Genomic DNA, 23,057 nt, shown 5'->3' with positions numbered 1-23,057 from the left:
GCGCGCTTTACCTGTCGAGTGAATTGTGGCGTTCTTGTCCATATTATGGACAAGAGACCTTCTCGGAAAGCCACCCGCTGCGCGCTGGAACCGCGACAGGGCGCGCAGGCGATCCGGCGCGCGCTCGCGGTGCTGCGCATTCTTGCCGCAGGGCGCGAGGACGGTGTGCCGCTGGCCGAGGTCGTGCGGGCGACCGGCCTCACCCGTCCGACCGTGCATCGCATCGTCCACGTGCTGATCGAGGAAGGCATCGTCGAGCGGCACGATCGAACCGGCCGCTACGCGATCGGCAACCAGGTGCCGGAATTGGCGCTGGCACGGGCGCGGCCGTCGCGGCTGCTGGTCGCGGCGAATCCGTCGCTGCGGCGCGCCTCCGCCGAGATCGGCGACACGCTGTTCCTGACGGTGCGGACCGGCAACGACACGCTGTGCGTCGATCGCAGGATCGGCGTCTATCCGATCCAGGTGCTGTCGATCGAGGTCGGCGCGCGCCGGCCGCTCGGCGTCAGCAGCGCCGGCGTCGCCATCCTCGCCGCGATGCCGGCGCCGGACGCGCGAAAAATCGTCGCAGCCAACGAGAAACGGTTCGAGGCCTACCAGACCGACGTCGCGACGGTGATGAGCCAGATTACCGATGCAAGACGGCGGGGTTACAATATGAGAGAGATCGGCCTCGTGCAGGGCACGAAATCGATCTCGACCTGGATCAAGACGCCGGACGGGCAGCCCGCCGCGGCGATCACGGTCTCCGCCGTTCGGACGAGGCTCGGCCCGAGGCGGGAGCAGGAGGTCGCCGAGATTTTGCTGCGGGAGGCGCGGATCATCGAGCAGGTGATCCGCAGCTAAGGCACGGACGCGCTTCTTCGCCTCTCCCCGCGTGCGGGGAGAGGCCGGATTGCATCGTTAGATGCAATCCGGGTGAGGGGGACTCTCCGCGAGTCCAACTGTCACCATCCCCGGGGAGAGTCCCCCTCACCCCAACCCTCTCCCCGCTAGCGGGGCGAGGGAGCGCACCATCATCGAGGCGCTGTCAATGGGCTGACGTTCCCCATCGTTTTGTGGCACAACGGCCGCCATCGCCGACCGAGCAACGAGGCCACGCATGCCCGCGCCAAAACCGCCTGCCTTCGAGACCCTGAGCCTGCATGCGGGCCAGCATCCGGATCCTGCGACCGGCGCCCGCGCGGTGCCGATCTACCAGACCACGTCCTACGTGTTTCAGGATTCCGATCACGCCGCCGCGCTGTTCAACCTGGAGCGCGCCGGCCACATCTATACGCGCATCTCCAATCCCACCACCGGCGTGCTGGAGGAGCGGCTTGCGGCACTCGAAGGCGGCGTCGGCGCGATCTGCACCGCGAGCGGCATGGCCGCGCTGCATCTCGCCATCGCGACGCTGCTGAGCGCCGGCGACCACATTGTGGCGTCGAGCTCGCTCTATGGCGGCACCATCAACCTGCTCGCACACACGCTGCCGCGCTTCGGCATCACCACGACATTTGTGAAGCCGCGCGATCTCGATGCGTTCCGCAGCGCCATCAAGCCGAACACCAGGCTCGTGATCGGCGAGACCATCGGCAATCCCGGGCTCGAAGTGCTCGATATCCCGAAGGTCGCGGCGATCGCGCATGACGCAAAAATTCCGCTGCTGATCGACAACACCTTTGCGACGCCCTATCTCAGCCGGCCAATCGAGCTCGGGGCCGACATCGTGATGCATTCGGCGACCAAATGGATCGGCGGCCACGGCATCGCGATCGGCGGCGCCATCGTCGACGGTGGCCGTTTTGACTGGCGCGGCTCCGGCAAGTTTGGCGTGCTGACCGAGCCCTATGGCGGCTATCACGGCATCGTCTTCGACGAGCAGTTCGGCACCGCGGCCTTCATCATGCGCGCGCGCACCGAAGGCCTGCGCGATTTCGGCGCCTGCCTGTCGCCGACCAACGCGTTCCAGCTCTTGCAGGGCGTGGAGACGCTCGGCGTCCGCATGGACCGTCACATGCAGAACACGCACTCCGTGCTGGAGGCGCTGAAGGCCAACAAGGCCGTGGACTGGGTGCTGCATCCCTCGCTCGAGGACCACACGGACTACCAGCTCGCCAAGCAGCTCTTGCCGCGCGGCGCCGGCTCGATCGTCTCCTTCGGCATCAAGGGCGGACGGCCCGCCGGCCGCAAGTTCATCGAATCGCTGCGCATGATCAGCCATCTCGCCAATGTCGGCGACGCCAAGACGCTGGTGATCCACCCGGCCTCGACCACGCACCAGCAGATGGACGCCGCGCAGCTCAAGGCCGCCGGCATCGGCGAGGAGCTGGTGCGGCTGTCGATCGGCATCGAGACCGCCTCCGACATCATCGACGACCTCAATCAAGCGCTGCGCATCTCGCAAAAGGTCTGACGCCATGAAGCTCTCCGTCAACGGCACTGATGTGTTTGTCGCGACCGGCGGCCGCGAATTCGACAAGTCCCTGCCCGCGGTGGTCTTCATCCACGGCGCCGGCTTCGACCATTCGACCTGGGCGCTGCACACGCGCTGGTTCGCCCATCACGGCTACTCCGTGCTGGCGCCTGATATGCCCGGCCACGGCCGCTCGGCCGGCCCCTCGCTCGCAAGCATCGCCGAGATGGCGGATTGGACGGCGGCGCTGCTCGATGCCGCAGGAGCTGCGAAGGCGCACCTGATCGGCCACTCCATGGGATCGCTGATCTCGCTGGAGACCGCCGCGCGGCATCCCGACAAGGTTTCCGCGCTGAGCCTGATCGGCACTGCCGCGACCATGACGGTCGGCCCGGATCTCTTGAAGGCGGCCGAAGCCAACTCGCAGGATGCCAATGACATGGTGTCGATCTGGGGCCTCGGCTTCAACGCGGAGCTCGGCGGCAGCCTCGCGCCAGGCCTGTGGATGCATGGCGGCGCGCAGGCGGTGCTGAAGTCTTGCGAGCCGGGCGTGCTGTTCAGGGATTTGTCGGCCTGCAATGCTTACGCCAATGCGCTTCAAGCTGCCGCGAGCGTCAAAGTGCCTGCGACGCTGATCCTCGGCGAACGGGACATGATGACACCGGCGAAGGCGGGCAAGGCGCTCGCGGCCGCGATCCCGCATGCGAAGACCGTCGTGGTGCCGGGCGCCGGCCACATGATCATGGCCGAGCGACCGGATGAGTTGCTCGCGGCGCTGAGGGGCTGAGCCCAGATCAAGACCCCGGCGTCCATTTCCAGACGATGTCGGAGACGTTGACCGGCTTTGGGATCAGGCCGAGTTTGGCAAAGCGGTCAGCGACCGCCTGCTGGCTCTTGACCACCTCGGCATCGAGCGGCACCACGCGATAATTGGAGCGGGCGACGAAGCGCTTGACGGCTTCGATATCGACGCCGGTCGCCTCGGCTTGCGCCTTCGCCACGTCCTCGTGGTGCGAATCCGCCCATACGCCTTCGGACGCGAAGGCCGTGTTGAGCTTCGCGACGAGGGAGGGATACTTCTCCACGAAATCGGTGCCGGCGATGTAGAAGGCGTTCGGCTTGTGCACGTCCTTGTCGAAGGCGATGACGCGCGCATTCTCCTTCAGTTCGGCCAGCGCGAGATAAGGATCCCAGATCGACCAGGCGTCGACCGAGCCCTTCACGAAGGCCGCCGTCGCATCGGCCGGCGCGAGCGGCGCAGGCGTGATGTCGGACCAGGACAGACCGGCCTTCTCGAGCGCCGCGACCAAGAGATTGTGCGCGCTCGATCCCTTGCCGAAGGCGACGCGCTTGCCCTTGAGATCGGCGAGCGCGTGAATCGGCGAATCCTTCGGCACGACGATCGCCTGGGTGTTGCCGTCCGATTTCACCGCGGCGACGTAGCGGATCCTTGCGCCGCCGGCCTGCGCGAAGATCGGCGGGGAGTCGCCGACATAGCCGAAATCGACGCTGCCGACATTGATGGCCTCCAGCAGCGGCGGACCGAACTGGAAGTCGATCCACTTGATCTCGATGCCGAGCGGCTTGAAGGCGTTTTCGAGCGTCTGGCGCTGCCGCACCGCCGGGAAGAAGCCGCCTTTCTGGGTGCCGATGCGGATTTCGGCGGGCTTGTCCTCGGCGCGTGCGGGGACAGCAAAGGCGGTCGCGAGCAGGAGTGTCGTTGCGAGTATGCGTCGTCGGGTGATCATATCGCGGTCCTTTCGGTGGGATCAGTTGGCGAAGAGTTGCGAATTCGCGCGCCGGCTCCGCTCGGAGAACACCGCGCGTGCGGCCCGCTCGGCCTCGCGGGCCGAGCGGAACTGGCGGCCTTCGAGGCTGTCGAACAGGCGCTCGGAGGAAAAGAAGCGGAAGCCGCGCGCGTCCCGGGTGATGATGCCGGCGGCGCGGTCGTGGATTTCGATGATGTAGGCGTTGGACTGGGCTTCGAATTGGGCTTCGAATTGGGCGTCGAACTGGGCTTGGGACATGACTGCTCATTCGCCGGGATTGCGGCGTTCCTGTCTTGGGATTTGTCTTGGGATTTGCGATGTGACGTGCTGAGAGGGAGGCGGTCAGCAACAACAACAGGCGCCGGTGGCCGCCGAGAAACAGCGCCGCGTCATGCATTCGTGCATGTCGCCTGGATTACGCTGGTGATCGATTCTCATGTTGCGGCTTCGGCTCGAGGAGCAGTTTCGATGCTGTAAATATCGAGTGATCGGCACGATTGGTCAATGAAATGGCTATCCATATTTGCGGCCGGCGCGCTGGGCCGCTTCTCCCGCCGCAAGCGCCGACAGGCAGATTCATCTCGCGATGAGTTCAACACGCGTGAGCGGCGCACATGCCCCCCGAGAGAACGAGGGCAATCTCAATTAAGGTCGTTGCTCTGCGGCCCATGCTTCGAGACGCCCGCCTTTGGCGGGCCCTCAGGATGAGGGCGGAGTGTGCGGCAGCAATTTCGACCGGCAAAGATGCCGCTTAGCCTCATCCTGAGGAGACCGCGGAGCGGTCGTCTCGAAGGACGAGGCGCGCTCTCAGACCCCGCCAAGAAGCCATATACGATTGCCTCGCCGTAAGAACGGGGCGAGGGAGAAGGAAGCAGAAGCCGTAGGGTGGGCAAAGCGGAGCGTGCCCACCATTTCCATCGCGGTGTTGGACCTGCGGTGGGCACGGCGCAAGTGCGCCTTTGCCCACCCTACGATTCCGGACTCGCTGATGGAGACCCCTCACCCGTCTCGCCGCTATCGCGGCGAGCCACCCTCTCCCACAAGGGGGAGAGGGTAAGTGCGCTACCACATCGTGGCAGCCGCGCGCTCCGGCCAGATGCGATCATATTCCTCGCCGCCGACCTTGTTCTGGCTCATCTCGGCGAGGATCTGGCCGGGCGTCGGCAAGGTCTTCGGATCGATCCGCTTGTCCGGGTTCCAGAGATCGGAGCGGACGATGGCGCGGGCGCACTGGAAGTAGATCTCGTCCACATTCATCACCATCACACTGCGCGGCGCCTTGCCTTCGACCTTGAAGGAGGCCAGCAGCTCCGGATCGATCGACAAATGCGCGCGGCCGTTGGCGCGGACGGCATTGCCGGAGCCGGGGACCAGGAACATCAGGGACACGCGCGGGTCGCGCACGATGTTGCGCAGGGAATCGACCCGGTTGTTGCCGCGGCGATCCGGCAGCATCAGCGTCTTGGGGTCGTGAATGCGGACGAAGCCGGGCAGATCGCCGCGCGGCGAGCAGTCGATGCCTTCGGGCCCGATGGTGGCGAGCGCCGCGAACGGCGCCTTCTCGATGAAGATGCGATAGAGCGGCGTCACATGGTCGGCGACTTTCACGGTCGAGGCGTCACCGACGGCACCGTAGATGGCCTCCAATTGTTCGACCGTTTCGATCACCGACATTTCTTCCACTCTCCTTTTGCGCCGGCGGTTACTCGCGCCAGCCTTCGTTCCTGATCACGCGCACGAGCTGGCGACTGTGATAATCCGCGCTGCCGGCGTTGAGGATGGTGACATCGGCCTGCGCCGATACGTCTTCGACGCTGCGCGACAGCCGGTCCGCGATATTGCCGTCGCTGTGCCGGGCGCGGGCGGCAAGCCGCTGCGCCAGCACGTCCGGCGGCGCCGTGATGGCGACCACGACGACATTGGCATAGGCCTGGCGCAGCGCGGCAATCACGGTGCGCGAGACGTTGACGACGACGGCGCGGCCGGCGCGGATGTCGTCATTGATTTCGAGCGGCAGCGCGTAGGAATGCCCATGCGCGTCCCAATGCACGGCGAAATCGCCGTGATCGATCCCGCGCCGGAATTCATCCGGGCTCATGGCAATGTTGTCCTCGTCCGCGGAGGACTCACGCGTCACGACGCGGCGCGGGAAGACGACGTTCTGATCGTCGATGCAGGCCGCCTGCGCCAGCCGCAGCAAGGTGTCCTTGCCGGCGCCGCTGGGACCGACCACGAGCACGAGCCGGCCAGGGCCGATCGCACCCACCCCGCCCTGCGCCATGGTCGCGGTCTCGCTCATGCCACCCGGCCTCCTTCGCGCCAGACGCTGCGGACAACGGGAACGCTGCCCGCGACGTGCACGCGGATGAGGTCGGCACGCCTGCCGACCGCGATCTCGCCGCGGTCGGAGAGACCGACCGCCTCGGCCGGCGCTTTCGTCACGGTGCGTACCGCCGCCGGAAGGCTGATCGCGGGCACGTGTTCCGGCAATTGCAGCGCGGCCATCAGAAGGCTCGATGGAATGTAGTCCGACGAGAGAATGTCGAGTAGGCCCTCGCGGGCGAGATCGACCGCGGCGATATTGCCGGAGTGCGAGCCGCCGCGCACGACGTTGGGCGCGCCCATCAGGATGTCGATGCCGGCCTGATGCAGGCCGCGCGCGGCCTCCAGCGTCGTCGGGAATTCCGCCACCGAAACGCGATCGCGCACGGCGTCCGCGACATTCTCCTCGGTGGTGTCGTCATGGCTCGCCAGCGGAATCTTGTACTGATGCGCCAGCGCCACGATCTCGCGCATGTTGGTCGCCGCATAAGCCTTCTGATACTCGAAGCGCTTTGCGAACAGCTCGTCGAGCTCGGCATCGGTCTTGCCGCCGTTCTTGCCGCGGTAATAGTCGCGCAGCTTGCCCTCGTCGCGGAACTGGCGCTGGCCGGGCGTGTGGTCCATCAGCGACATCAGCTTCACGTCGGGACGGTCGATCAGCTCCTTGGCCTCCTCGACCACGCTCGGCATCGGGATTTCGCAGCGCAGATGCAGGAAGTGGTCGGCGCGCAGCAGGTCGGCATCGCGCGCGGTGGTGATCGCGGCGGCGAGCACGCCGGCGCGGCCGTCGACTTCCTCGGCGCCATCCTCGCGCCAGACCCGGAGCGAGTCGAACACGGTGGTGATGCCCGATGTGGCGAGCTGGCCGTCATAGGAGACGACGGCGGCGACCGGGTTCCAGAACACCTTCGGCCGTGGCACGTAATGCGCTTCGAGATGGTCGGTGTGGAGCTCGATCAGGCCCGGCATGATCAGATCGCCGCCGGCATCCTCGGCACCCGCAGGCGCCCTGCCCTCGCCGATCTCGGCGATGCGTCCATCCGCAAGAGCAAGCCAGCCCTGCTCGATCACCCGGTCGGCCAGCACGATCCTGGCATTGGCGATCACGGTGTCCTTCGGCTTGGCGTTCATTTCCATTTCCTTCAGGCCGCGGCGGCAAAGCTGGTGACATCGACGATGCGGTCGGCAATCAGATGCCGGATTTCGTCGTCATGGACAATGGCGACCATGGCGACGCCCTGGCGCTTTTTCTCGGCGATCAGCTCGACCACGACGGCGCGGTTGGCGGCATCGAGCGAAGCGGTCGGCTCGTCCAGCAGCAGGATCGGCAGGTCGGAGATGAAACCGCGCGCGATGTTGACGCGCTGCTGCTCGCCGCCGGAAAAGGTCGCGGGCGGGAGCCGCCAGAGTCTTTCAGGAATGTTGAGACGGTGCAGCAGGTTGCCGGCGCGCTGCTGCGCCTCGGCTCGGGCCATGCCGCCAGCGATCAGCGGCTCGGCGACGACGTCGATCGTGGCAACCCGCGGCACCGCGCGCAGGAACTGGCTGACATAGCCGATGGTCGCGCGGCGCACATTGAGGACCTGCCGCGGCTCGGCAGTGGCCAGATCGATCAGCGCGCCGCGATGGCGAATGCCGATGCGGCCGGAGTCGCAGCGGTAGTTGCCGAAGATCATCTTCAGGATCGACGACTTGCCGGCGCCCGACGGGCCCGACAGCACGACGCATTCGCCGGGGTTCACCTGGAAGGTGACGCCGCTGACGACAGGCAGCTCGATGCCGCCCTGCAGGTGCATCGTAAAGGTCTTCCTGGCATCGGTGACGTCAATCATGGCGGTCATCAGTGGGCTCATGGCGGCAGAATCGAGGAGACGAGGAGTTGGGTATAGGGCTCGCGGGGATCGTCGAGCACCTGGTCGGTGAGACCGGTCTCGATGACGCGGCCGCCCTTCATCACCATCACGCGATGCGACAATAGCCGCGCGACTGCGAGATCGTGGGTGACGATGACGACGGCGAGATGCAGCTCGGCGACGAGGCTGCGCAGGAGATCGAGCAGGCGCGCCTGCACCGACACATCAAGGCCGCCGGTCGGCTCGTCCATGAATACCAGCCGCGGCTCGGTGACGAGGTTGCGGGCGATCTGGAGACGCTGGCGCATGCCGCCGGAATAGGTCCGCGGCGCATCATCGATGCGCGCGACGTCGATTTCGACGCGCGTGAGCCAGTCGGACGCGGTGTCGCGGATGCGGCCGTAGTGATTCCATCCCACCGCCATCAGCCGCTCGCCGACATTGGCGCCGGCCGAGACCGCCATGCGCAGGCCCTGCGCGGGATCCTGGTGCACGAAGCCCCAGTCGGTGCGGAACAGGAAGCGCCGCTCGGCCTCGCCGAGCGTGGCGAGATCGCGGCTGACGCCATCGCGCATCCGGTAGGAGACGTGGCCACCGCTGGCTGCGAGCTGGCCGGACAGCAGCTGGAGCAGCGTCGACTTGCCCGAACCGGATTCGCCGACGATCGCCAGCACCTCGCCGGAATAGAGCGAGAAAGACACGTCGCGGCACGCGGCGATGCGGCCGTAGGACTTGCTGAGCAACTCCGCGACCAGCAGCGGCTCATCGTTCTCCAGCATGTCGTGATCAGCCATTTGATTTCTCCTGCGCCCTCTCCTTGTACGGCGCAGCGCTCAGGCTGCCGTGATGGCCGGCGGCCTGACGGCCCTCGCAATAGTCGGTGTCGGAGCAGACGAACATGCGGCCGCCCTTGTCGTCGGTGACGATCTCGTCGAGATAGGAATTCTCGGCGCCGCACAGCGCGCAGGGCGCGTTGAAGCGGTAGGGCTCGAAGGGGTGATCCTCGAAATCGAGCGACACCACTTTCGTATAGGGCGGGATCGCATAGATGCGCTTCTCGCGGCCGGCGCCGAACAGTTGCAGCGCCGGACAATTGTCCATCTTGGGATTGTCGAATTTCGGCGTCGGCGATGGATCCATCACGTAGCGCGCATTCACCTTCACCGGATAGGCGTAGGCGGTCGCGATATGTCCGAAGCGCGCAATGTCCTCATAGAGCTTCACATGCATCAGGCCGTATTCGGCAAGCGCATGCATGCGCCGCGTCTCGGTCTCGCGCGGCTCGAGGAAACGCAGCGGCTCCGGGATCGGCACTTGATAGACCAGCACCTGGTTCTCGTGCAGCGCCGCCTCGGGAATGCGGTGACGGGTCTGGATCACGGTCGCATCGTCAGTCGCCGTCGTGGTGGCGACCCCGGCGGTCTTGGCAAAGAATTTACGGATCGAGATCGCGTTGGTGGTGTCGTCGGAGCCCTGGTCGATCACCTTCAGCACGTCCTCAGGCCCGAGGATCGCCGCCGTCACCTGCACGCCACCGGTGCCCCAGCCATAGGGCATCGGCATTTCGCGGCTGGCGAACGGCACCTGGTAGCCAGGGATCGCGATCGCCTTCAGGATGGCGCGGCGGATCATCCGCTTGGTCTGTTCGTCGAGATAGGCGAAATTGTAGGTGGGCGCGTTCATTCCGCGGCCTCCTTCATGGCATCGGGCGCATTGGCCTCGGCAAACTCCTGACGCAGCTTGCGCAGCAGGCCAAGCTCGGACTGGAAGTCGACATAATGCGGCAGCTTCAGATGCTCGACGAAGCCGGTCGCCTGGACGTTGTCCGAATGCGACATCACGAATTCTTCATCTTGCGCCGGTGCGAGCGCCTCTTCGCCGAGCTCGCGGGCACGCAGCGCGCGATCGACCAGCGCCATCGACATGGTCTTGCGCTCGCTCTGGCCGAAGGCGAGGCCATAGCCGCGGGTGAAGCACGGCGCTTCCGTTGCAGAACCCTTGAACTGGTTGACCATCTGGCACTCGGTGAGCTCGATCGAGCCGAGCGGCACGGCGAAGCCGACGTCCTCGGCGGAGAATTCGACCTCGACCTCGCCAAAGCGGATCTCGCCGGCGAAGGGGTGGTTGCGGCCGTAGCCGCGCTGGGTGGAATAGCCCATCGCCAGCAGGAAGCCTTCGTCGCCGCGTGCGAGATTTTGCAGGCGCAGGTCGCGATCCGCCGGGAAGTTGAGCGGCTCGCGGGTAAGATCGCCGACGCTGGCGCCGTCCTCGGCCCGCGGCGAGGATTCGATCAACCCGTCGCGGCCCAGGATATCGGTCACGCGCGGCGTTGGCGCGGTCGAGGCCTCGGCCATCGCGGGCGCTTCGGGCACAAAACCCTCCGCGAGCGAGGGATCGAGCAGGCGATGCGTATAGTCGAAGGTCGGCCCGAGGATCTGACCACCGGGAATGTCCTTGAAGGTCGAGGACACCCGCCGCTGCACCCGCATGGCGCCGGTGTCGACCGGCTCGCTGGCGCCGAAGCGCGGCAGCGTGGCGCGGAAGGCGCGGACCAGGAAGATCGCCTCGATCAGATCGCCGCGCGCCTGCTTGATCGCGAGCGCCGCGAGCTCGCGGTCATAAAGCGAGCCCTCGCTCATCACGCGGTCCACAGCCAGACCAAGCTGCTCCGAGATCTGGTCGAGCGTGACTTCCGGAATGCTCTGATCGCCCCGCCGCGCATTGGCGAGCAGCCGATGGGCGTTCTCGATGGCGCGTTCGCCGCCTTTGACTGCGACATACATATGCCTAGCTTCCTTTACTCACGACACGCGTGGTGCGCGGGATCGCGACCACGGCGTCATCGGCGACCAGCACCACGTCGATGCCGCGCGGAAACAGCGTTTCGTTGACACGCAGCCGCTCGAACAGGTCGGCGGGCTTGATCGAGGCCCGGAGCGTCGCGACGCCGTCGATGCCGGGGCCGCGCAGCTCGAAGCTGCGTCCTGTGTCGAGGCGATCGACCTGGAGGATCAATGTGGTCGACCGATCCGGATATTCGCTGGTGCCGAGCGCGAAGCGCTCGAGCGCCGGAAGCAAGGCGCCGTCGCCGATCAAGGCAAAGCTTGCGATCGAGGAATCCTGAATGACCGGCGCGCCGGTGTGGAACTTGAGCCATTTCACGACGTCGGAACTCTCTGCCATCCGCGCATCGAGCCAGAGCGGCGTATCGTGATCGAACAGCGTCAGCGCGATCGCGGCGACGCCGCGCATCATCGGCCCGGGTGTTCCCGCCACCGGTACGATGCGCTGAACCGAGCCCGGCCGCGCCATCGCGTCCATGACCGAGCGAAAGGTCGATTGCGCCGACAGCACCTTGTCGGCGAACCCCGGCGGCAGTTCCGCAATCGTGGTCATGATCTCACCCCTCACCGCGCACCATGGTGTAGAAATCAACCTTCGTCGCGGCGGTCTCGGCCGCCGCCTGCTTGCGCCGGATCGTAAGCTGCTCGCGCAACGGTGCGATAACGTCCCGCTCGACCGATGCTGAAAAATCCCGCGACTGCACCAGCGCATCGCACAGCGCGATCAGGCGTGCCTTCTCACCGTTGCGTCCGAGCGTGTAGCCGAAGCCGACCTCCCCGCTCGCAAGCCGCACCGCGGCGCGCGACACCGTGGCTTCGCCGAGATTGAACGGGGCGCCGTCGCCGCCGACCCGGCCGCGCAGCATGACGAGGCCGTTTTCCGGCGTGCGCAGATCCTGATGGGCCGGGAGGGCGAAAGCGCGGAGGCGAGCGGCGATCTCGCCCGCCTCCGCGTGCGCCAGCACGGCCATCGCGGCCTTGCGCTGGGCTTGCTGATTGTTCTGCTGCGTCACCCGATCCACCGAACTTGCCACCGAACTTGCCGAATCCAAGTTGTCTATGATAGTAGACAACTTCATACGGAAGCGCCATGACTGTTTCGTGACAAGCGTGTGATTTTCGGGCTAGGCTGACCGGCGATATGAGCATGCAGGACACCGCCTCCACGGGCGTCGCGCTATGGCGCCTCGTTGCCGACGGCATCGAGCGCGGCATCGCCGACGGCCGCTTTGCCGCCGGCGACAAGCTGCCGGGCGAGATGGAGATCGCCGAGACCTATCGCGTCAACCGCCACACCGTGCGGCGGGCGCTGGCAGCCCTTGCCGAGCGCGGCCTGGTGCGCGCCGAGCGCGGCAGCGGAACCTATGTCGAGGCGCAGCGCATCGCCTATCCGCTGCGCTCGCGCACGCGCTTCTCCGAGATCGTCGGCGCCGGCGGCCGTGAGCCGCGCGGGCAGTTGATCGAGGCGGCCGACGACGTCGCGACGCGTGAGCTTGCGCGCGAGCTGGGCTTGAAGGTCGGCGCGCCGCTGGTGCGGATCGAGGCGATCCGCCTCGCCGACCGCACGCCGATCTGCGTCTCCACCACGTGGCTGTCGGCGGAGTTGTTTCCGGATGCGGGCAGCGTGTTTGCAGCAACGCGCTCGATGACGAAACTGCTCGAGCACTTCGGTGTCCGCGACTATCGCCGCGGCGCGACCCGGATCACCGCCGGCATCGTCGATGCGACCGACGCTGCACGGCTCGATCTGCCGCTGGGACGGCCGATCCTCGTGGTCGACGCCACCGACCACGATCTCGATGGCAAGCCGCTGGTGACGAAGCATTCGCGCTTTGCCGCCGAGCGGGTGGAGTTCCTGGTCGAGAACGGCTGAGCTGCAGCCCTCTTCCCGTCTCCCACGAGAGACGAGGAAGAGCAGCGGCCTCCTACTCCTGCATCATCTCGCCGCTGCCGCCGAACTCGGCGGGGAAGTCCTTCAGCTTGGGCAGGCCGTCGCGCATCGGCAGCACCGTCTCGGCGTAGTTGACGTGGACGCCGGGCGTGAACGCCAGGGTGGGGATGGTGGCGGTGAAGACGTCGGTCAGGCCGAGCGGCGGGTGATTGGTCATGAGATGGCCGCCGCACTTCCTGCAGTATTTGCGCTGGCTGAGCGGCGTCTTGGCGAAGGTTTCGACGTGCTGCGCGCCTTCGGTGATGCGCACGGCATCGGGCTTCCACAGGCTGAAGGCGTTCACCGGCCCGCCGGACCAGGACCGGCAGGAACTGCAATGGCAATAGCCCATCGCCTCCGGCGCACCCGTGACCTCGACCGTGACCGCGCCGCAGAAGCAGTGTCCGACATGTTTCATTTGGTCGTCTCCGTTGATGAAGGTTGAAAATCCTCTCCCCGCTCCGGTTCACCGATAACTCGGCGAAGTCGGATGCGGGGTCGCGACGAGGTTCGCTCGCGCTGGTGGCATCGGAGTGAGGGGGAATCACCCCGAGGGACGCAGAAGGCTGGAGTCCGGCGAGATACACGCCTCAGTTCCGTCGCGCGTCCTCCGTTCGGCGGACGCGGCGGAAAGAGGCGACGACTAAACTGACCGGCGCCAGGGAATAAGCATCGATACGCGTTGTTTGTACTGCCGGTATTCGTCGCCGAAGAGATCGACGAGGTCGCGCTCCTCCAGCGCGATGCCGACGAAGATGTAGAGCGTGGTCACGGCCGCGAACAGCAGATGGCCCGCGGTCATGACCGGTGCCGCCCAGAACGCGATGATGAAGCCGAGATAGATCGGATGACGGACGAACTTGTAGAGCAGCGGCGTCTTGAAACGCGGCGGCGCCGGTTCCTTGCCGACGAGATGGTTGGTCACCTGGTGCAGGCCGAACAATTCGAAATGATTGATGATGAAGGTCGAGGTGAACACCAATATCCAACCCGCGAAGGACAGCGTGACCAGCGTCACGGCAAGATCGGGATCCTCGACCTCCCATATGACCGCAGGCAGCGGACGCCACTGCCAGAACAGGAGGAGCAATGACAGGCTCGCGAACAGCACGTAAGTCGATCGCTCGACCGGCTTGGGGACGAACTGCGTCCACCACGCCTTGAATTGCTGGCGCGCCATCACGCTGTGTTGAACCGCGAACAGCGACATCAGCAGCAGATTGACGATGACCGCGCGAACGACGGGCGCTTCGGCTCCGGTGTCGATGGTCTTCGGCACCGCCAGCCCCATCACGAAGCCGATAGCGTAGAGAATGGTGACGAAAAACACGAGATATGCCGCAATTCCGTACAGAAAGGCGATGAACTTGAAAATGCGTGAGCCCGCAACCTCCGGGCCGATTGAATGAACCTGTTGATCAATTTGGGACATGGAAAGCTCCGTTGTGCCAAAACGCCGGCACTTCATTGGTCGCTGCACCATGCCGCATCGGTATGCCCAAGACTTTCGCGGACGGTTGATTTTCGCCTGAGACGACTTTGATTTTTGCTTGAGACGACAGAAACGTGCGATTTTGCTTTGAAAACAACGTGCTCGACGGCGACCTGCGCGAACTGACCTGCGCCGGGGTGGCCGTGCCGTTGCAGCCCCAGGTGTTCGATCTGCTGCTTTACCTCGTCGCGCAACGGGCGCGAGTGGTCAGCAAGGATGACCTGATCAGCCAGATCTGGAGCGACCGCATCGTCTCGGATTCCGCCCTGAACAGCCGGATCAACGCCGCGCGCAAGGCGCTCGGCGACGACGGCGCCGCACAACGGCTGATCAAGACGATCCCGCGCAAGGGCTTTCGTTTCATCGGCGAGGTCCGGGAAGAGTTGGCAGCGGCGCCTGCTCCCGCCGAGCCCGTCCCTGCCCGGCCGCGCACCGCGGCGGACCGCCCGGCGATCGCGGTGCTCGCCTTCGAGAACATGAGCGGCGATCCCGCACAGGACTATTTCGGCGACGGGATCAGCGAGGACATCCTCACCGCGCTGTCGAAGCAGCGCTGGTTCATGGTGATCGCCCGCAACTCGTCCTTCACCTACAAGGGACGCGCGGTCCACATCAGGCAGATCGCCGAGGAACTCGGCGTCCGCTACATCGTCGAAGGCAGCGTGCGCAAGGCGAACAACCGGGTGCGCATCACCGCACAGCTCAACGACGCGACGTCGGGCAGCCATCTCTGGGCGGAGCGCTACGACCGCGAGCTCGTCGACGTCTTCGCTGTGCAGGACGAGATCACCAACGCGATCGTCGCCGCGATCGAGCCGCGGATCCACGCGGCGGAGGATTTTCGCAGCCGTCGCAAGCCGCCCGCGAGCCTCGACGCCTGGGATCTGTTGATGCGCGCGCTGTCGCATTACTGGCGCGTGACGCGGCAGGATCACGAGGCCGCACAGGCGCTGCTCGAGCGCGCGATCGGGATCGATCCGAATTACGGCCAGGCGCTGTCGTTGCTCGCAGCGAACCACATGTTCGGCGCGCATCTCGGCTGGGCCGAGCTGGCGAGGGTGGCGCCGATAGCGGAAGCCGCCGCGCTGGCCGCGGTACGCTGCGATCATGAGGACGCCTGGGCGCATGCCGGGCTCGGCAGCGTCTACTTCTCGACGCGCAGGCTTACGGACGCACTGTCCGAGTTCGAGCAGGCGCTCGCGCTCAATCCGAACTTCTCGATGGCGCAGGGCTATTACGCGCTGGCGCTGTCCTATGCCGGGCGGTCGAGGGAGTCGTTCGAGGCGGCGCAGAGGGCGATCCGGCTCTCACCGCGCGACCCGTCGCTGGCGATCTATCACGGTATCGCCGGCTATGCGCGCTTCACCGAGCGGCGCTATGACGAGGCCATCGCACTGGCGCGCGAGGCGATCCGCCATCGCGGCGACCTCACCGGCGCCTATCGCGTGCTCGCCGTGTCCGCCGGAATGAGCGGCGACGGGGTGCTTGCGGAGACGGCGCTGGGCGAGCTCCGCCGCACCCAGCCGGGCATCTCGCTGCACTGGATCGCGACGCAACTGCCATGGGCCAGCGACGCCGATCGCGAGCACTATCTGGAGGGATTCCGGCGGGCGGGGTTGCAGTAGGAAATCGTCAGGCCCGGCTTTACACCACGCTCTTCCGGCGCAGATGGACGATGACGTCGAGCCGTGCGATCTCGTGGCCGGGAAGCGCCTCGGGGATCCTGGTGAAGGCGAGGCCATCGGCGACGTCGACCAGCACATCCTCGCCTTCGAAATAGAAGTGCGGATGCACGGATGTGTCGGTATCGAAGAACGACTTGATGCCGTCGGCGGCGATCCGGCGCAGCAGGCCGGCTTCGGTGAACTGGTTCAGCGTATTGTAGACGGTCGCGAGCGACAGGTACGCGTTTGCTGCCAGCGCCTCCTCATAGAGCCCCTCGGCGGTCACGTGGCGATGGCCGCGCAGGAACAGCAACCGGCCGAGCGCCAGGCGCTGGCGCGTTGGCCGGAGGCCCGCATCAACAAGCAATTGCAGACAGCGCTGCACGCCCTCATCCGGCTCCGGTCCGACGACGTCCGTTCCGGCGTCGTCGCCCGCGGGGATATTCGTGGCCTGCATGTCCATCGATCGTCTCACGGCTGAAAGAACCAGGGCACGCAACGCGGCGTCCGGCCAGTTGCCATTCGATCGCAGAAGCGGCGGCTTGGCTTTGATCCGGATCAAATCCGGAAGCGGACGCCTCTGACCTATCGCAAGGCCGCCCGGTTTATTCCCGGTCAGAATGCAAGGATATCGATGAGGTTCAGATGTCCAGGCCGGTTCCCGACAAGGCAGAGGTCGCGCTCGAATATCCCGACAAGTTCTATGTCGGCACCTTCGAGCATTCATCGCGGTTCGAGGCACGTCTCGACGGCAGCGGCGTCGCGCTGGTGCTGCAACATCCGGGGGCGGCCGACGAACGCAAATCGGTGCATCTGCACATCAATTTCGGCCTGCTCGCCGGCATCCTGCGTGAGCTCGCAAGCAGCGTCGCCGCCCTCCCCAAGGACGACATCGCACATCGCGAGCAACTCGCAGACGCGCTCGACGAATTGCGGCGGGCGCTGCGAACGCCCTGAAGGCTACTTCGCCTTCGCCTGCATCGGCTTCGGGGCCGGCACGGCCGCCCATTCCTTGTCGGCGCGTGGGCCGTTGAGATCGCCGGTCAGGCCGACGAGCTGGCAGGGCAGCACATCGAGGGTCTGCTGCCAGGTCTGGGTCTGGCACAGGAACTTGATCAGGCAGCCCTTGAGCTTGAGGCGGTCGGGAGATTCGCGCCACAGCGAGACCGAATAGAACTTGCCGTCCTCCGCATTGTAGATGTCGCCGGCAAAACGCCCCTCGGGTGTCGCCTGCAGGCCCATGATGAGCTGGTGGCCGAGCAGCGGGCGGGCGCGCTTGTCCGCATCGGGATTTTCCTTGTCGCGGTAGGGCTGGCCGCGCTTGTCGGCCGGCTCCTTCATCCAGACGATGAAGCCGCAGATGCGCTCGCGCGACGGACCGCAGCGTTCGAGCCGGATACGGGCGCGGCCGTCCTCGACCAGCCAGGTGCCGCTGGGATCGGTGGGCGCGGCAGCGCCGGCGCGGCCGCCGATGATCATCATCGCGACGGTGATCGCGACGCGCAGCACGAAGCGGAGAAAAAAGTTCATCTGCGATGCCTCTCTCTTTGCGCGGGTTGCCCGCGTCAGTTCAGTTGCGCCATCAGCGCGTCGGCGCCCTTGTCGAGGCCGGCGGTGGCGGCTGCGAGCGCGCCGACGCTGGCCTTGATGTCGTAGGCAGCAGGGTATTGCTTGGTGACGTAGGCAGAGAGCAGGCGCGAGGTGGCGGCATCGAAGATCTCGACGCCATAGACGACCGAGCCGGTCATCGTCCCCTCGCCGTCGCGCGCGGCCTGCACGCCGTTGTAAACGGCACCGGCGAGGTCGAAGCGCGAGAGCGTGCCGAGCACCGGTGTGTTGGTGACGGCGCCGGTGAGCGTCAGCCTGATCCGCAGCGTGTTCGGTCCTCGCGCGCGCACCAGCGCGAAGCGGCCGCGCAGCCGCTCGGCGAAGGAATTCTGCATGTAGGCGGCGAGCGTCGCCTTGTCCTTGTCGGACATGTCGCCGAACTGATGATCCTTGCCGCGGTAGAGCACGACGGGATCGAGGATCACTTTATTATATGCGCGCCAGTCGACCGGCGTGGAATAGCGGTAGGGCACGCGGCCGGAGGCGTCCGACCTGTCCGGGGCCATGTAGGCCGAGGATGCCATCTCCGAATAGGGCACGGGCGCGACCGAGGCGCAGCCGGCTGCGGCCGCGCAAAGCACCAGCGTTCCCAGACCGCGCAGGGCGATCGAGCGATCCATTCCAGACTCCTTTAGCGGCTTTCAGCAAAGGCGATGGGGACCGCAGCCGCGTTTTGGGACCAGACGCGGCTGCGGCGCTCACCATTGCCGGCCCAAGGCATCGTCCGGGGCCATTTCAGACGCCTTGGGCCGTCTCAGTGTCCCCACCTATAAAACCGACCAGTTGGTTTGTAAAGTGCAGAAATGAGGGCCTGGCACATTTGGCCGCAGGCGCGGTTTTGGGCAGCGTCCGTTGGAGTTCGTTAACGAGGAATCAGGCGCGCTTGCGCGCCGCGCCAGCCTTCGCCGCGGATGCCCCGCCGGCTTTTGCGGCGCGGGCCTTGGCCGGCTTTTCGAGCGGGCGCCATTGATCGTCATCGAGCAGACGCGCGAACAGCCGCTGGTGCTCGTCGTTGCCAAGCGGCGACATGCCGAACAGCGAGCTCAACAAGAGTCCCCGCGCCGCTGCCCAGCGCAACAGCGCGAGATCGGGATCAGCGGCCTCCGCCTTGATCGCCTCCACCCTCTTCATCTCGCGGTCGCGCGGCAGCGACATCAGGCCGGGATTCTCGACCATGGCCGCGACCAGCGCCAGCGCGGCGGAATTCGGCGACGTGGCCGCTTCGCGCACGGTCGCAAGCTGCGTGGCCAGGTTGGGATTCGCCGAGGTCTCGCTCACCTTCGCCATATAACGGGTTGAGAATTCCTCGAAATGCTCCATCTGCCGCTCCAGCAGCGCCTTGAGCACGGCTTCCTTGGTGCGGAACTGATGCATCACGCCGCCCTTGCTGAGGCCGCTCTCGCGCGCAATCGCGTCGAGTGTCAGCCGGCCGGGCCCGTCCCGCGCAATGATCCTGGTCGCCGCCTCGAGCGCGGCGTTGCGGGACCGTTCGGAGCGTGTGGCATTGTCCATGGCCGACTTGTCCCCGTGACACGACAATGAATCAAGTGAAAACAGGACGCGCTGTACATTTTTTGTGCGAACACTGTCGAGACTTTCATCTTGCGGCGCCGAACGGGACTATGTGAGCCTCGATACCGGATGGGGACTGGGATGGGCCGGCCGTAGCTTTGCGCGCCATGACGTGCGAAGCGTTTGCGGCTGGTCTCGCTTGAGAAAGATACGACATGCCAAAACGAGTGTTGCTTGGTGTCCTCCTGGCTTGCGGCCTCACGGCCTCGGCACTGGCGCAAGAGCCGAAAACGGGGGGCGTGATCAATGCCGTGATCCAGCCCGAGCCGCCCGGCCTGATGCTTGCGATGGTCCAGAACGGCCCGGTCCAGATGGTGTCGGGCAACATCTTCGAGGGCCTGCTGCGCTACAGCCCCAAGCTCGAGCCGCAACCGGAGCTCGCCGAGAGCTGGACCGTCAGCGAGGACGCCAAGACCTACACCTTCAAGCTCAAGAAGGGCGTCACCTGGCATGACGGCAAGCCCTTCACCGCCGCCGACGTGCTGTTCTCGATCGAGATGCTGAAGCAGACGCACGCGCGTGCCCGCACCAACCTGGCACAGGTCGACAAGATCGAGACGCCGGACGACTATACGGTGGTCTTCACGCTGAAGCAGCCGTTCGGCCCGTTCCTCGGCATCTTCGAGGTCGGCTCGATGCCGATGGTGCCGAAGCATCTCTATGACGGCACCGACTGGAAGACCAACCCCTACAACAATGCACCTGTCGGCACCGGCCCCTTCATGTTCAAGGAATGGCAGAAGGGCTCGTTCATCCGCATGGTCAAGAACCCGAACTACCACGAGAAGGGCAAGCCCTATCTCGACGAGGTCTACTGGCAGGTCATTCCCGACGCCGCCGCGCGCTCGGTGGCGTATGAGACCGGCAAGGTCGACGTGCTGCCCGGCGGCTCGGTCGAGAATTTCGACGTGCCGCGGCTGACCAAGCTGAAGGACACCTGCGTCACCGGCGCCGGCTGGGAGTTCTTCTCGCCGCTGGCCTGGCTGTGGCTGAACAACCGCCAGGGACCGCTCGCGGACAAGCGGGTGCGGCAGGCGATCATGTATGCGATCGACCGCGATTTCGCCAAGGACGTGATCTGGAACGGGCTCGGCAAGGTGGCGACCGGCCCGTCCGCCTCGACCATCAAGTACTACACCGCCGACGTGCCGAAATATCCGTACGATCCGGCCAAGGCCAAGGCGCTGTTGAAGGAAGCCGGCTACAAGGGCGAGAAGATCCGCCTGTTGCCGCTTGCCTATGGCGAGACCTGGCAGCGCTGGGGTGAAGCCGTGAAGCAGAACCTCCAGGACGTCGGCATGACCATCGAGACGATCGCCACCGACGTTGCCGGCGGCAACCAGAAGATCGGCGACTGGGACTACGACATCGCCTTCACCTATCTCTACCAGTACGGCGATCCGGCCCTCGGCGTCGGGCGCAATTATATCTCCAGCAACATCGCCAAGGGCCAGGTGTTCAACAATGTCGAGGGCTACTCCAACCCGGAGATCGACAAGCTGTTCGCCGACGGCGCCGTCGCGACCCCGGATTCCAAGCGCAAGGAAATCTACGAGAAGGCGCAGAAGATCCTGGTCGAGGACGTGCCGGTAGCCTGGATGCTCGAGCTGCAATTCCCGACCATCATGCGCTGCAAGGTCAAGAACCTGATCACCACCGGCATCGGCGTCAATGACGGCTTCAAGGACGCATGGCTCGACAAGTGAGCCTTGGTCTTTTCACCTCTCCCCGCTTGCGGGGAGAGGGAGATCACCGTCACCACGGCTCCAGGTCACGCTACAAGATATGACTCCCTAGATGCTCTCCTTCGTCGCTCAGCGTGTCGTGAAGGGCGTGATCGTCCTGCTCGCGATCGTCGTCCTCAATTTCTTCCTGATCCGGCTTGCGCCCGGCGACCCCGCGGTCGTGATGGCTGGCGAGGCCGGCGCCAGCGACCAGATCTTCGTCAAGCAGCTCCGGGAAAAGTTCGGCCTCGATAAGCCGCTGCCCGAGCAGCTCTTCATCTACGTCAAGGGCGTCGTCACCCTCGACCTCGGTTTCTCCTTCCGCCAGCAGGCGCCGGTGTCGAAGCTGATCCTCGAACGGCTGCCGGCGACCCTGCTGTTGACGCTGACCGCCTTCGCGATCTCGCTGATGCTCGGCGTCCTGTTCGGCAGTTTCGCGGCGCGCTTTGCCGGAACCTTTCTCGACACCGGCATCACCGTGTTCGCCCTGATCTTCTACGCCATGCCGATCTTCTGGGTGGCGCTGATGGGTATCCTCCTGTTCTCGGTCACCTTCGATTGGCTGCCGAGCTTCGGCTACGAGACGGTCGGCGCCAATCTCACCGGCCTTGCCCACGCGGTCGACGTTGCAAAACACCTGATCATGCCGGCGATGACGCTCGGCCTGTTCTTCATGGCGACCTATACCCGCATGACGCGCGCCTCGATGCTGGAGGTGAAGCGCCTCGACTTCGTCAAGACCGCGCGCGCCAAGGGCCTCTCCGACGCCGTGATCCAGCGCCGCCACGTGCTGCGCAACGCGCTGCTGCCGGTCGTGACGCTCGCCGGCGTGCATTCCGGCACGCTGATCGGCGGCGCCGTCATCACCGAGACCGTGTTCGCCTGGCCCGGCATCGGGCGCCTGATGTACGACGCACTGCTGCAGCGGGACTACAACCTCCTGCTCGGCGTGTTCGTGATCTGCTCCGCCATGGTCCTGATCTTCAACCTCATCACCGACCTCGTCTATCGACTGGTCGATCCGCGCATCGAATTCGCCTCATGAAACAGTTCTGGAAATCGATGTTGAAGAGCCCGAGCGGCGTCATCGGGCTGATCATCCTGTTGCTTGCGATCGGAATCGCGGTGTTCGGACCGATGCTGTTCCCGAACTCGCCCTGGCGCATGGTGCAGCGGCCGTTCCTCCCGCCGTTCACGCTCTCGACCGTGCCGCTCGGCACCGACGCGCTCGGCCGTGACGTGTTCGCCGGCATGATCTTTGGCGCACGCGTGTCGCTGCTGGTCGGCCTCGTCTCGACGCTGGTGGCGCTGGTCGTCGGCGTGCCGATCGGCGCCATGGCCGGCTATTTCGGCGGCAAGGTCGACGATGCCCTGATGCGTTTCACGGAATTCTTCCAGACCATTCCGAGCTTCGCGCTGGCGATCGTGCTGGTTGCGATCCTGCAGCCCTCGATCTATTCGATCGTGGCCTCGATCGCGGTGGTGAGCTGGCCGCCGGTCGCCCGCCTCGTGCGCGGCGAGGTGCTGTCGCTGCGCACGCGCGAATACGTCCAGGCCGCCGTGGTCACCGGCCAGAGCAACACCTGGATCATCCTGCGCGAGATCCTGCCCAATGCGCTGTCGCCGGTGATCGTGCTGGCCTCGCTGATGGTGGCGACCGCAATCCTGCTGGAATCCTCGCTGGCCTTCCTCGGCCTCGGCGATCCCAACCTGATCTCCTGGGGCTACATGGTCGGCGCCGGCCGCACCGTGATCCGGCAGGCCTGGTGGATCACGGTGTTTCCCGGCGTCGCCATCCTGATCTCGGTGCTCGGCCTCAACCTGATCGGCGAAGGCCTCAACGACGCGCTCAATCCGCGGCTGTCGCGGGAGGGACGCTGAT

26 protein-coding genes are annotated in these 23,057 nt (G+C 65.6%); 9 read left to right on the top strand and 17 right to left on the bottom strand.

From position 1 onward, the window contains the following. Nucleotides 1–45: 45 nt before the first annotated feature. The 3 genes from A3M7_RS0102155 (at nt 46) to A3M7_RS0102145 (ending at nt 3,185) form a co-directional block, all read left to right on the top strand. Nucleotides 46–846 (top strand): IclR family transcriptional regulator, encoded by an 801-nt coding sequence (locus A3M7_RS0102155; RefSeq protein ID WP_027542441.1) that lies wholly within the window; start codon nt 46–48, stop codon nt 844–846. 256 nt (nt 847–1,102) lie between these two features. Further along, a complete protein-coding gene (locus A3M7_RS0102150) occupies nt 1,103–2,398 on the top strand; it encodes an O-acetylhomoserine aminocarboxypropyltransferase (protein ID WP_027542440.1) in 1,296 nt (431 codons plus the stop codon). 4 nt (nt 2,399–2,402) lie between these two features. Further along, nucleotides 2,403–3,185 (top strand): alpha/beta fold hydrolase, encoded by a 783-nt coding sequence (locus A3M7_RS0102145; protein WP_027542439.1) that lies wholly within the window; start codon nt 2,403–2,405, stop codon nt 3,183–3,185. Nucleotides 3,186–3,192: 7 nt separating this feature from the next. On the opposite strand, the gene A3M7_RS0102140 is transcribed toward A3M7_RS0102145, so the two are convergent. The 11 genes from A3M7_RS0102140 to phnG all read right to left on the bottom strand — a co-directional run bounded on the left by A3M7_RS0102140 (nt 3,193) and on the right by phnG (nt 12,156). Next, on the bottom strand, nt 3,193–4,146 hold the full coding sequence (locus A3M7_RS0102140) for an aliphatic sulfonate ABC transporter substrate-binding protein (protein WP_027542438.1): 954 nt from the start codon (nt 4,144–4,146) through the stop codon (nt 3,193–3,195). Between the two features lie 21 nt (nt 4,147–4,167). Beyond that, entirely contained in the window at nt 4,168–4,425 is a 258-nt protein-coding gene (locus tag A3M7_RS0102135; RefSeq protein WP_049823167.1) for a hypothetical protein, read from the bottom strand. Nucleotides 4,426–5,229: 804 nt separating this feature from the next. Further along, nucleotides 5,230–5,841: a pyridoxamine 5'-phosphate oxidase family protein gene (locus A3M7_RS0102130; RefSeq protein WP_027542436.1), complete on the bottom strand. Its 612-nt coding sequence runs from the start codon at nt 5,839–5,841 to the stop codon at nt 5,230–5,232. Between the two features lie 28 nt (nt 5,842–5,869). Continuing rightward, a complete protein-coding gene (gene phnN / locus A3M7_RS0102125) occupies nt 5,870–6,466 on the bottom strand; it encodes a phosphonate metabolism protein/1,5-bisphosphokinase (PRPP-forming) PhnN (protein WP_027542435.1) in 597 nt (198 codons plus the stop codon). Then, on the bottom strand, nt 6,463–7,620 hold the full coding sequence (locus A3M7_RS0102120) for an alpha-D-ribose 1-methylphosphonate 5-triphosphate diphosphatase (RefSeq protein WP_027542434.1): 1,158 nt from the start codon (nt 7,618–7,620) through the stop codon (nt 6,463–6,465). Before A3M7_RS0102120 ends, phnN begins: the two co-directional genes overlap by 4 nt. A gap of 11 nt (nt 7,621–7,631) precedes the next feature. Then, nucleotides 7,632–8,330 carry a phosphonate C-P lyase system protein PhnL gene (gene phnL, locus A3M7_RS0102115; protein ID WP_027542433.1) on the bottom strand — a complete coding sequence of 233 codons (699 nt, stop codon included), beginning with the start codon at nt 8,328–8,330 and terminating at the stop codon, nt 7,632–7,634. Between the two features lie 8 nt (nt 8,331–8,338). After that, nucleotides 8,339–9,136, bottom strand: coding sequence for a phosphonate C-P lyase system protein PhnK (gene phnK / locus A3M7_RS0102110; protein ID WP_084301501.1), 798 nt, complete (start codon nt 9,134–9,136; stop codon nt 8,339–8,341). After that, entirely contained in the window at nt 9,129–10,025 is an 897-nt protein-coding gene (locus A3M7_RS0102105; protein ID WP_027542431.1) for an alpha-D-ribose 1-methylphosphonate 5-phosphate C-P-lyase PhnJ, read from the bottom strand. The genes phnK and A3M7_RS0102105 overlap by 8 nt, the downstream gene beginning before the upstream one ends. Then, on the bottom strand, nt 10,022–11,125 hold the full coding sequence (locus tag A3M7_RS0102100) for a carbon-phosphorus lyase complex subunit PhnI (RefSeq protein WP_027542430.1): 1,104 nt from the start codon (nt 11,123–11,125) through the stop codon (nt 10,022–10,024). Before A3M7_RS0102100 ends, A3M7_RS0102105 begins: the two co-directional genes overlap by 4 nt. A gap of 4 nt (nt 11,126–11,129) precedes the next feature. Further along, nucleotides 11,130–11,738: a phosphonate C-P lyase system protein PhnH gene (gene phnH / locus A3M7_RS0102095; protein ID WP_027542429.1), complete on the bottom strand. Its 609-nt coding sequence runs from the start codon at nt 11,736–11,738 to the stop codon at nt 11,130–11,132. A 4-nt stretch (nt 11,739–11,742) separates the two neighbouring features. Further along, nucleotides 11,743–12,156, bottom strand: a complete 414-nt coding sequence (gene phnG, locus A3M7_RS0102090) for a phosphonate C-P lyase system protein PhnG (protein ID WP_049823178.1) — start codon at nt 12,154–12,156, stop codon at nt 11,743–11,745. 170 nt (nt 12,157–12,326) lie between these two features. Between phnG and phnF the strand changes: the two genes are divergently transcribed. Then, complete coding sequence (phnF, locus tag A3M7_RS0102085; RefSeq protein ID WP_025575231.1) at nt 12,327–13,058, top strand: phosphonate metabolism transcriptional regulator PhnF; 732 nt, start codon at nt 12,327–12,329, stop codon at nt 13,056–13,058. A 52-nt stretch (nt 13,059–13,110) separates the two neighbouring features. Here phnF and A3M7_RS0102080 read toward each other — a convergent pair whose 3' ends face one another. Together A3M7_RS0102080 and mddA are read right to left on the bottom strand one after the other, a co-directional pair. Next, nucleotides 13,111–13,533: a GFA family protein gene (locus A3M7_RS0102080; RefSeq protein ID WP_027542427.1), complete on the bottom strand. Its 423-nt coding sequence runs from the start codon at nt 13,531–13,533 to the stop codon at nt 13,111–13,113. 225 nt (nt 13,534–13,758) lie between these two features. Then, nucleotides 13,759–14,547, bottom strand: a complete 789-nt coding sequence (gene mddA / locus A3M7_RS0102075) for a methanethiol S-methyltransferase (protein WP_027542426.1) — start codon at nt 14,545–14,547, stop codon at nt 13,759–13,761. A 134-nt stretch (nt 14,548–14,681) separates the two neighbouring features. Here mddA and A3M7_RS0102070 point away from each other — a divergent pair, with 134 nt between their 5' ends. Further along, nucleotides 14,682–16,232 (top strand): winged helix-turn-helix domain-containing protein, encoded by a 1,551-nt coding sequence (locus tag A3M7_RS0102070; protein ID WP_027542425.1) that lies wholly within the window; start codon nt 14,682–14,684, stop codon nt 16,230–16,232. 19 nt (nt 16,233–16,251) lie between these two features. Here A3M7_RS0102070 and irr read toward each other — a convergent pair whose 3' ends face one another. Then, nucleotides 16,252–16,734 carry a Fur family transcriptional regulator Irr gene (gene irr / locus A3M7_RS0102065; protein WP_027542424.1) on the bottom strand — a complete coding sequence of 161 codons (483 nt, stop codon included), beginning with the start codon at nt 16,732–16,734 and terminating at the stop codon, nt 16,252–16,254. Between the two features lie 182 nt (nt 16,735–16,916). Here irr and A3M7_RS0102060 point away from each other — a divergent pair, with 182 nt between their 5' ends. Continuing rightward, nucleotides 16,917–17,228 carry a hypothetical protein gene (locus A3M7_RS0102060; protein ID WP_025575224.1) on the top strand — a complete coding sequence of 104 codons (312 nt, stop codon included), beginning with the start codon at nt 16,917–16,919 and terminating at the stop codon, nt 17,226–17,228. 3 nt (nt 17,229–17,231) lie between these two features. Here the strand turns inward: A3M7_RS0102060 and A3M7_RS0102055 are convergent, their stop codons facing one another. The 3 genes from A3M7_RS0102055 to A3M7_RS0102045 all read right to left on the bottom strand — a co-directional run bounded on the left by A3M7_RS0102055 (nt 17,232) and on the right by A3M7_RS0102045 (nt 19,391). Continuing rightward, nucleotides 17,232–17,801 (bottom strand): DUF2147 domain-containing protein, encoded by a 570-nt coding sequence (locus A3M7_RS0102055; RefSeq protein ID WP_027542423.1) that lies wholly within the window; start codon nt 17,799–17,801, stop codon nt 17,232–17,234. A gap of 35 nt (nt 17,802–17,836) precedes the next feature. Further along, complete coding sequence (locus tag A3M7_RS0102050) at nt 17,837–18,499, bottom strand: DUF3313 domain-containing protein (protein ID WP_027542422.1); 663 nt, start codon at nt 18,497–18,499, stop codon at nt 17,837–17,839. Between the two features lie 253 nt (nt 18,500–18,752). Further along, on the bottom strand, nt 18,753–19,391 hold the full coding sequence (locus tag A3M7_RS0102045) for a TetR/AcrR family transcriptional regulator (protein ID WP_027542421.1): 639 nt from the start codon (nt 19,389–19,391) through the stop codon (nt 18,753–18,755). A gap of 215 nt (nt 19,392–19,606) precedes the next feature. On the opposite strand from A3M7_RS0102045, the gene A3M7_RS0102040 reads away from it, so the two are divergent. The 3 genes from A3M7_RS0102040 (at nt 19,607) to A3M7_RS0102030 (ending at nt 23,056) form a co-directional block, all read left to right on the top strand. Continuing rightward, nucleotides 19,607–21,157, top strand: coding sequence for an ABC transporter substrate-binding protein (locus tag A3M7_RS0102040; protein ID WP_027542420.1), 1,551 nt, complete (start codon nt 19,607–19,609; stop codon nt 21,155–21,157). Nucleotides 21,158–21,248: 91 nt separating this feature from the next. Beyond that, nucleotides 21,249–22,220 carry an ABC transporter permease gene (locus A3M7_RS0102035; RefSeq protein WP_011084029.1) on the top strand — a complete coding sequence of 324 codons (972 nt, stop codon included), beginning with the start codon at nt 21,249–21,251 and terminating at the stop codon, nt 22,218–22,220. Further along, entirely contained in the window at nt 22,217–23,056 is an 840-nt protein-coding gene (locus A3M7_RS0102030; RefSeq protein ID WP_027542419.1) for an ABC transporter permease, read from the top strand. The genes A3M7_RS0102035 and A3M7_RS0102030 overlap by 4 nt, the downstream gene beginning before the upstream one ends. Nucleotide 23,057 lies beyond the last annotated feature (1 nt).

Origin of the sequence: Bradyrhizobium sp. WSM2254, from assembly GCF_000472645.1 — a bacterium.
GTDB lineage: Bacteria > Pseudomonadota > Alphaproteobacteria > Rhizobiales > Xanthobacteraceae > Bradyrhizobium > Bradyrhizobium niftali.
Note: the sequence above shows the minus strand (reverse complement) of the source record. Positions and strands in the feature narration are given on the sequence as shown.

Bases quoted from the DNA above. Each gene is read 5' to 3' on its own strand.
- A3M7_RS0102155 (WP_027542441.1), top strand. From the start codon at position 46: ATGGACAAGAGACCTTCTCGGAAAGCCACCCGCTGCGCGCTGGAACCG.
- A3M7_RS0102150 (WP_027542440.1), top strand. From the start codon at position 1,103: ATGCCCGCGCCAAAACCGCCTGCCTTCGAGACCCTGAGCCTGCATGCG.
- A3M7_RS0102145 (WP_027542439.1), top strand. From the start codon at position 2,403: ATGAAGCTCTCCGTCAACGGCACTGATGTGTTTGTCGCGACCGGCGGC.
- A3M7_RS0102140 (WP_027542438.1), bottom strand. From the start codon at position 4,146: ATGATCACCCGACGACGCATACTCGCAACGACACTCCTGCTCGCGACC.
- A3M7_RS0102135 (WP_049823167.1), bottom strand. From the start codon at position 4,425: ATGTCCCAAGCCCAGTTCGACGCCCAATTCGAAGCCCAATTCGAAGCC.
- A3M7_RS0102130 (WP_027542436.1), bottom strand. From the start codon at position 5,841: ATGTCGGTGATCGAAACGGTCGAACAATTGGAGGCCATCTACGGTGCC.
- phnN (WP_027542435.1), bottom strand. From the start codon at position 6,466: ATGAGCGAGACCGCGACCATGGCGCAGGGCGGGGTGGGTGCGATCGGC.
- A3M7_RS0102120 (WP_027542434.1), bottom strand. From the start codon at position 7,620: ATGAACGCCAAGCCGAAGGACACCGTGATCGCCAATGCCAGGATCGTG.
- phnL (WP_027542433.1), bottom strand. From the start codon at position 8,330: ATGACCGCCATGATTGACGTCACCGATGCCAGGAAGACCTTTACGATG.
- phnK (WP_084301501.1), bottom strand. From the start codon at position 9,136: ATGGCTGATCACGACATGCTGGAGAACGATGAGCCGCTGCTGGTCGCG.
- A3M7_RS0102105 (WP_027542431.1), bottom strand. From the start codon at position 10,025: ATGAACGCGCCCACCTACAATTTCGCCTATCTCGACGAACAGACCAAG.
- A3M7_RS0102100 (WP_027542430.1), bottom strand. From the start codon at position 11,125: ATGTATGTCGCAGTCAAAGGCGGCGAACGCGCCATCGAGAACGCCCAT.
- phnH (WP_027542429.1), bottom strand. From the start codon at position 11,738: ATGACCACGATTGCGGAACTGCCGCCGGGGTTCGCCGACAAGGTGCTG.
- phnG (WP_049823178.1), bottom strand. From the start codon at position 12,156: ATGGCCGTGCTGGCGCACGCGGAGGCGGGCGAGATCGCCGCTCGCCTC.
- phnF (WP_025575231.1), top strand. From the start codon at position 12,327: ATGAGCATGCAGGACACCGCCTCCACGGGCGTCGCGCTATGGCGCCTC.
- A3M7_RS0102080 (WP_027542427.1), bottom strand. From the start codon at position 13,533: ATGAAACATGTCGGACACTGCTTCTGCGGCGCGGTCACGGTCGAGGTC.
- mddA (WP_027542426.1), bottom strand. From the start codon at position 14,547: ATGTCCCAAATTGATCAACAGGTTCATTCAATCGGCCCGGAGGTTGCG.
- irr (WP_027542424.1), bottom strand. From the start codon at position 16,734: ATGGACATGCAGGCCACGAATATCCCCGCGGGCGACGACGCCGGAACG.
- A3M7_RS0102060 (WP_025575224.1), top strand. From the start codon at position 16,917: ATGTCCAGGCCGGTTCCCGACAAGGCAGAGGTCGCGCTCGAATATCCC.
- A3M7_RS0102055 (WP_027542423.1), bottom strand. From the start codon at position 17,801: ATGAACTTTTTTCTCCGCTTCGTGCTGCGCGTCGCGATCACCGTCGCG.
- A3M7_RS0102050 (WP_027542422.1), bottom strand. From the start codon at position 18,499: ATGGATCGCTCGATCGCCCTGCGCGGTCTGGGAACGCTGGTGCTTTGC.
- A3M7_RS0102045 (WP_027542421.1), bottom strand. From the start codon at position 19,391: ATGGACAATGCCACACGCTCCGAACGGTCCCGCAACGCCGCGCTCGAG.
- A3M7_RS0102040 (WP_027542420.1), top strand. From the start codon at position 19,607: ATGCCAAAACGAGTGTTGCTTGGTGTCCTCCTGGCTTGCGGCCTCACG.
- A3M7_RS0102035 (WP_011084029.1), top strand. From the start codon at position 21,249: ATGCTCTCCTTCGTCGCTCAGCGTGTCGTGAAGGGCGTGATCGTCCTG.
- A3M7_RS0102030 (WP_027542419.1), top strand. From the start codon at position 22,217: ATGAAACAGTTCTGGAAATCGATGTTGAAGAGCCCGAGCGGCGTCATC.